Here is a 6,285-nt window from a genome sequence, read left to right on the forward strand (position 1 = left end):
AAGTCATTTTATCAGAAGGGCTTGAGAGCCATAAAGCTTATAGGGCAAGCACTTTAGCTTCATTGTCGCCCCCTGAATCAAGGAAGTCTGATTGGGAGCATCCCGGTTTTGTAAAAGTGCTATCCAGAGAGGATAATAGGTAGAGCGTCAACAAAAGCGTGAACTGCATTTGTAGGAGGAGTGGCTATGACCCCTGAACAGAAGGAGCGTTTAAAAGCTTGTGCTGCTGAGATTGCCGAGATTATGTACACAAATACTCCGGTCTCAGAATTATCAAGTCTGGAAACAATCGAAAAGCATATTCGAGAGCAATGGCTAGAATTAGTCGGGCCGGAGGTTGGTTTTTTTTTATCAAACAGGCAACAGGAACAGAATCAGGACGGTCTCGCACAGTAAAAAGTTGCATTGGTAAACTAATAATTACTGAAAAACAAGCCGAAAAATAGGGAGTGAAAAAATCTACTCGTTTAGCTCCATTATTTGAAAAATGCTGCCTCCGTCAGGTGGCTAATCTCTCTGATGAGAAAGCCGAGAGTGAAATAGAAGCCCAGACGGGAGTGCATATAGGTCACACTTGTTTACACCGATTAGTGGAAAAGCAAGAATGGGCGCCCAGAATAGCTACTTCGGAGGTAAGGGAAACCAGTGTGGATGGGGGGAAAGTCCGTCTCAGAAAAGAAGAGGGAGAGGGCAGTCACTGGCTTGACTATAAGGCTGTGCGACTGCACGACAGTTATTACGGGGCATTTTTTCTTGAGAATCAAGGGTTAATTAATTATGTGAACAGTCAGCCTTTATCAGAGGTACTAACCTGTTTGGGAGATGGCCATGATGGCATTTGGAATATCATTGTCCAGTTGAATCCTGACGGGGCCGGGCGGGAAATTTTAGATTGGTATCACTTAGTTGAAAATCTATGTAAGGTCGGTGGCTCGTTGAAGCGTCTGGCGCAGGGTAAGGAGTTTCTGTGGCAAGGACGAGTCGAGGAAACCATCAATTTATTTAAGTCTTGCCGTCAAAAACAAGCCCAGAACTTTTGTGCTTATTTGGAGAAGCATCGTCGGCGGATTGTTAACTACGAGCAATTGTCAACACAAAAGGTTTGCTCGCCGAGGTTCGGGAGCTGTAGAGTCGGCAGTAAAACAAATTGATAGAAGGTTGAAAATTTCAGGAGCGCAGTGGGTGATGAAAAATGTCAATCAAATGCTTAAGCTTCGGTGCGCCTACCTTAACGGATCAATATCGGTTTGATACTCAAAAGCGCAAAACCGGGATGCTCCCAGTCTGATTCCTGATGCTCTGGGCGAGGTACTCTCAATCGGAACTTCATTGATTTGAGATATTCCCACCCCCGTTGACGGCAGACTTTGTAACCTTTGAGTTCGCTCATCCAATCGGCTACTTTGGGACCATTCCATAGCCCGCCATCCGGAGGGGGTTGTTGTAGGACTTGCCACAATAAAGCAAGTTCTGCCATTATTTAGTAGAGGGTCGCGATCGGTATTTTGGCAGCGCCGATCTCCCTTGCGATTCGGGTCCTAAATAGTTGTATCCCCAGACTAATTCATAAATCCAACCTCGACTATAACCTGTCACCGCCATTACGAATGCGGTGCTTTTCCCGCAAGCTAGTAGCCAAATTATTTGGTAATGATGAGCCACCGTCGGTGTTTTGGCTTGACGGAAACGAGGTTGTAGCTCTTCAAGGCTCAGATGGGGCGCGATCGTGATTCGTCTTGGCATCTGAATTCACAGGGGTGATGTCTCTTAAGATCGTATCACGGTCAATCGACCGGACATGATATTACACCTGCTCCATTATCTCAAACAATTGCCCCGTCTGGGTTTTCCCTCGGTTGTCACCCTCTCAGGCGGGCGATATATGCTGGGAATTAATAGTTGTCAATGGTCGGATTTTTGACGTTTTATGGGTGAAGAAGATTTAATTCATGCCCTCACGTTAATTTTTATGGATTCCTAACTGGGTGATGCGATTATTGCACAGATTTTTGGGTGTTTCTACTCACTATTATCTGGGATGATTCACTTTTGTGCACTCAATCCGCGTATGTACCAGTTGGGGGTGCGGAATGTGGGTTCGAGCGACTCTTTTTCTCTTGATTGATTGACTTTTGAACGATCGAGTAGTTACGGATTTGGTTGCTGCTTAATCTTAAGCTCTCCCCGAAGTGACAAAAGAGGGATAACTGTAGTAGTATTTTAGGAAATTGGTATAAGTCCTGTAGGATTCATTTTGTGTACTCCTTGACTTGAGTTTTGGTCTAATTAGCTTTAGCAGCGTCTTGCCCTTGGTTTTCAGCTAAAGCAGCAGCTGGGTCGGCGATCGCATCCGGTAGTTCCTCTTCTAGCAGACGCAGGCGCGGGTACTGGTAGGCGACAACCGTTATCAGCATGGTCAGCACTCCCAATGTCATGAACATCAGACCAATGCCGCGCCCCGGTCCAACGCCGATGAGCTGTCCCATACTTCCAGCTAGGAGTCCACCAGTGGTCATTAGGGGCTCGAAGACCCGGTCAGCTAGGGGTCCGGCGACGACATAAGCGAGCGGTAGGGATGACCCTGCGATCATTCTCATTAAGGCGAAAACTCTTCCTTGCACATCGAGTGCGACTTTTCTTTGGAAGATGACTTGGATAGACCCATTAATGATTGGTAGACCCAAGCAGAAGAAAAAGGTGGCGAGGGCGAAGAGCTGGGCTGAGGGTCGTAGTCCGGCTACTATAACGCATAGTCCGCTTAACAGCATGAAGCCAAACACGCTTTTGATCAGGCGCAATGGTCCTCCCCAGGTACTCATCACCACGCTACCGACCAGCATACCGCTACCTCCGATCGACAGCACAGTGCCGAGGATGGCAGGTGAGGCGAAGGACAATACCAGCGGCGTGGCTAGCACCTCAATAACTCCCATAAGGAAGTTGTTGATTGCCAAGAATATCAGTAGCCCCACTAGCCCCGGTCTTGCCCTGATATAGATCCAGCCGTAGCTAGCCTCGTGTAGCAGCGACCCTTTCCCCACTTCGCTGCCAGCTACAGTCTTTGCTTCAGGAAACCGGGCGCTCAACAGCGTGACTAAAGCGAAGAGGAAGGTGGCAAAGTCAAGCAGTATAATCCCCTGAATCTGAATCGTCACGATCAGAACACCTGCCAGCACTGGTGAGATGAGTTGGCCAACAGATTGCCCCAACTGAATCAGGCCGCTGGCGCGGCCCAGATGCTCCTTGGGCACTAATAGCGTAGTCACAGATGAATAGGCTGGCCACTGGAAGGCATTACAGGTGGAGCTGGCGGACATGGCTAAGCAGATGTGCCAGACTTCAAGCCGACCAGCCAAGAGCATCAACACGAGAAACAGGATGCTCAAACCTGCCCCGCAGTCACTTAGCAGCATAGTCCAGCGCAGGTTCCATCGGTCTACCAGAGCGCCTGCGATTGGGGAAATCACGATCGCTGGCAAGGTCGTGGACAAAGCAATGAGGGCAAACTGGGTGACAGATCCGGTGCGCTGATACACCCAGATACCCAAGGCGAAGCCAGTGAGACCCGAGCCTATCAGGGAGACCATTTGTCCCAACCAGATGAGGAGGAAGACTGACATTGCCGGTCTAGTGTGTTGAACCATCTCCTTTTCCTCAATCATTCGCTTGCGGCCGATCGAGGCAAGCACGCAGATGTTCCGCAAGAACCTGGACATGAGGTTTGCGAACCATTGTCTCGTGATTGCCAGGAACCCAGTGCACATCTACTCCTTGAGTGGCTAACTCTCCCCAGCCAAGTGTTAAGTCCTCGCAGTCTGCGACTGCTACCTCGCTGGCTCGGAAGAGGGTGACCCTGCCCGGATAAGGTTGGGGTATATAGGCTTTTCCGGCGTAGATGTGGCTTTTTAAAATCTGCACTAGACGTCGTGCCTGAGCCAGCTCCAAATCTGGAGGGATCAGGTCGAGCTGCCTTGCTTGCTCTATCACATAGAGTAGCTGCTCGTCTGGTTCAAGTTGCCGGATGTACTCTAGTGAAAGGGAAATTTGTTCGCCAAGTATCTTTACCAAGAAAGCTATGTCGTCGAGTTCCTGGTACTCTTCATCAGCCACATTTAGACCAGTAGAGGCATCTAGCAACCCCAAGAAGGATACCTGCTCACCTCGCGCTTGGAGCTGCTGGGCCATCTCGAAGGCTACGAGACCACCAAAACACCAGCCTGCAAGACAGTAAGGACCGTGTGGCTGAACAGACTGGATCGCTGCGATGTAATGAGCCGCCATGTCTTCTACCCGAGCATAAGACTTCTGTTCCTCATCGAGTCCCAGTGATTCCAGCCCATAAAAGGGTTGTTCTGAACCTAGATAACTTGCTAAATCGATGTACGACAGGACAGTGCTAGCACCTGCATGGACGCAGAACAAGGGTCGCTTAGGACCGTTTGGCTGAATCGCTACTAAAGTAGACCAGGACGGGGAATCTGTTTGCTGGCGGAGAATACTCGCTAGATGTTCAATAGTCGCACCTTGGAAGAGTGTTGCTAAGGGGAGATTTTTTCCGAACTTCTGCTGAATTCGCTCCATCAGGGTTATGGCCACAAGCGAATGACCACCGAGGTCAAAGAAATTGTCCCGTACTCCCACACAATCGACATTAAGGACATCTTGCCAGATTTGTGTTAGCTGTAGTTCCAAGGCATCCCGTGGTGCCAAAAAGGTCTCTTCCAGTTCTCGTTGATTACCTTTTTGAAGAGATTTGACTTTGGGAATATGATCTGAATGAATTTTGCCTAGAAGTGTTGTAATCTGTTGATCGGGAACCGCAACAATGCTATTCAATAAAGCCAAGAAATGATCCAGAATTAGGGTAATGTCGAGGCTGTCCAAACGGTAGCTATCGTAAATAATCTTAAATTCCAGCGTTGAACTTGGGATTACCAGAAGGGTTAAAGCATATTTGGTTTGTGCCCCTTTAGAAAAAACATTATGTACGTCAATAGCTAGGTCTGAGGACTGTCCTATTGATGAATCAGCCGGATAGTTCTCAAAAACCAAAATGCTCTCGTACAACGGTAATGAACTTGGCACTTCACTCCATTGATGGACTTGCCCTGCGGAGCAGTATTCATAGGCTTGTTGCTCTATTTGTTGGCTCTGGATATTTTTAAGCCAAGTCCAGAGGAATGCATCTGGAGAAACCTTTATCCGTAGAGGCAAGGTATTAATGAAGAGTCCTATCATAGATTCGACTCCTGCTAAGTCCGGCGGACGACCGGAAACGGTGGTTCCAAAGACCACATCTTCCTCACCGCTATATCGGTTCAAAAGCAATGCCCAGACTCCTTGCACTAGATTGTTCAGGGTCAGGTGATGTTGCTTTAGCAAAGACTGTAGCGCTGCTGTAGCTGATGCACTCAAGACAGCTTTCTGTTCCCCATAGCGCTCTTTTTGGTCAGAAAAACTACTGGATTCTGCTTCTATTCCTAGTGGGGTTGGTTTGGCAAAACCTTGAAGCTTATTACGCCAAAATGCCTCCGCTTGTGACAAATTCTGCTGTTTGAGCCAAACTATATAGTCCTTAAAGGGACGGCTTGGTTGCAGTGACAAATCTCGATTTGTGCAAAACGCCTTATAGAATGCAAGTACTTCCTTCAGGATCAGAGGCAGGCACCAGCCATCCATCAGAATATGATGTTGGGTCCAGAGAAAGTGATATGTGTTCTCGGCTATCTGGAAAAGCCCTAACCGCATTAGTGGGGGTTTGGTAAGGTTGAAACCCTGACAGCGATCTGCACTGAGAACAGCTTCTAATTGTTCTTGCTGTTTGGAGGAAGACAACCCTCGCCAATCTTGCTTCTCCAAGGTGACTTCTACCCGTTGAAGAACGAACTGAAGAGGTTGTTCCTGATTTTTCCAGACAAAGCCTGTTCTTAAGAGTGAATGCCGCTCGACAACGCGCTGCCAAGCTTGTTCAAAGCCTCGAAGATTTAAATCTCCATGCAAGGTCACCATTAACTGCTCGATGTGTATTCCTGACCCTGGAGCGGATAACGTTTCAAAGAGCATCCCCTGTTGCGAAAGAGAAAGGGGATAAATAGCTTCAACATTTTTCTTACTCATTTAATCCTCCATGCTACCTAGGTCTATTTCTGCCAGGACTTCGTCAAGTTTTTCTTGGTTGACGTTAATTTCGGGAAAATCAGAAGGCGTATAACCGCCTGCCTCAGGAGATTGGCAATAGGTAATGAGCTCTCGCAGAGCCGCTACAAAGTTTTGGGCTAGACCCTC

The 6,285-nt window shown here is 48.1% G+C and carries 4 protein-coding genes and 1 pseudogene; 1 reads left to right on the forward strand and 4 read right to left on the reverse strand.

Features of this window, described 5'->3' with window-relative positions; all coding sequences use genetic code 11:
- Window positions 1-186 precede the first annotated feature (186 nt).
- Window positions 187-1,251: pseudogene (locus tag QUB56_RS35935) on the forward strand (ISKra4 family transposase).
- Here the strand turns inward: QUB56_RS35935 and QUB56_RS35940 are convergent.
- The 4 genes from QUB56_RS35940 to QUB56_RS35955 form a co-directional block, all read right to left on the reverse strand.
- Window positions 1,229-1,477 (reverse strand): winged helix-turn-helix domain-containing protein, encoded by a 249-nt coding sequence (locus tag QUB56_RS35940; protein ID WP_332961139.1) that lies wholly within the window; start codon window positions 1,475-1,477, stop codon window positions 1,229-1,231. The pseudogene QUB56_RS35935 and the gene QUB56_RS35940 overlap by 23 nt on opposite strands.
- Window positions 1,477-1,743 (reverse strand): hypothetical protein, encoded by a 267-nt coding sequence (locus tag QUB56_RS35945; protein WP_332961140.1) that lies wholly within the window; start codon window positions 1,741-1,743, stop codon window positions 1,477-1,479. Before QUB56_RS35945 ends, QUB56_RS35940 begins: the two co-directional genes overlap by 1 nt.
- A 539-nt stretch (window positions 1,744-2,282) precedes the next feature.
- Complete coding sequence (locus QUB56_RS35950) at window positions 2,283-3,689, reverse strand: MFS transporter (RefSeq protein WP_332961141.1); 1,407 nt, start codon at window positions 3,687-3,689, stop codon at window positions 2,283-2,285.
- Window positions 3,655-6,117 carry a condensation domain-containing protein gene (locus QUB56_RS35955; RefSeq protein ID WP_332961142.1) on the reverse strand — a complete coding sequence of 821 codons (2,463 nt, stop codon included), beginning with the start codon at window positions 6,115-6,117 and terminating at the stop codon, window positions 3,655-3,657. The genes QUB56_RS35950 and QUB56_RS35955 overlap by 35 nt, the downstream gene beginning before the upstream one ends.
- Window positions 6,118-6,285: the final 168 nt, after the last annotated feature.

Origin of the sequence: Microcoleus sp. AR_TQ3_B6, assembly GCF_036702785.1 — a bacterium.
GTDB lineage: Bacteria > Cyanobacteriota > Cyanobacteriia > Cyanobacteriales > Microcoleaceae > Microcoleus.

Excerpts from the sequence above, each read along its gene's own strand:
- QUB56_RS35940 (WP_332961139.1), bottom strand. The coding sequence starts at position 1,477 with ATGGCAGAACTTGCTTTATTGTGGCAAGTCCTACAACAACCCCCTCCG.
- QUB56_RS35945 (WP_332961140.1), bottom strand. The coding sequence starts at position 1,743 with ATGCCAAGACGAATCACGATCGCGCCCCATCTGAGCCTTGAAGAGCTA.
- QUB56_RS35955 (WP_332961142.1), bottom strand. The coding sequence starts at position 6,117 with ATGAGTAAGAAAAATGTTGAAGCTATTTATCCCCTTTCTCTTTCGCAA.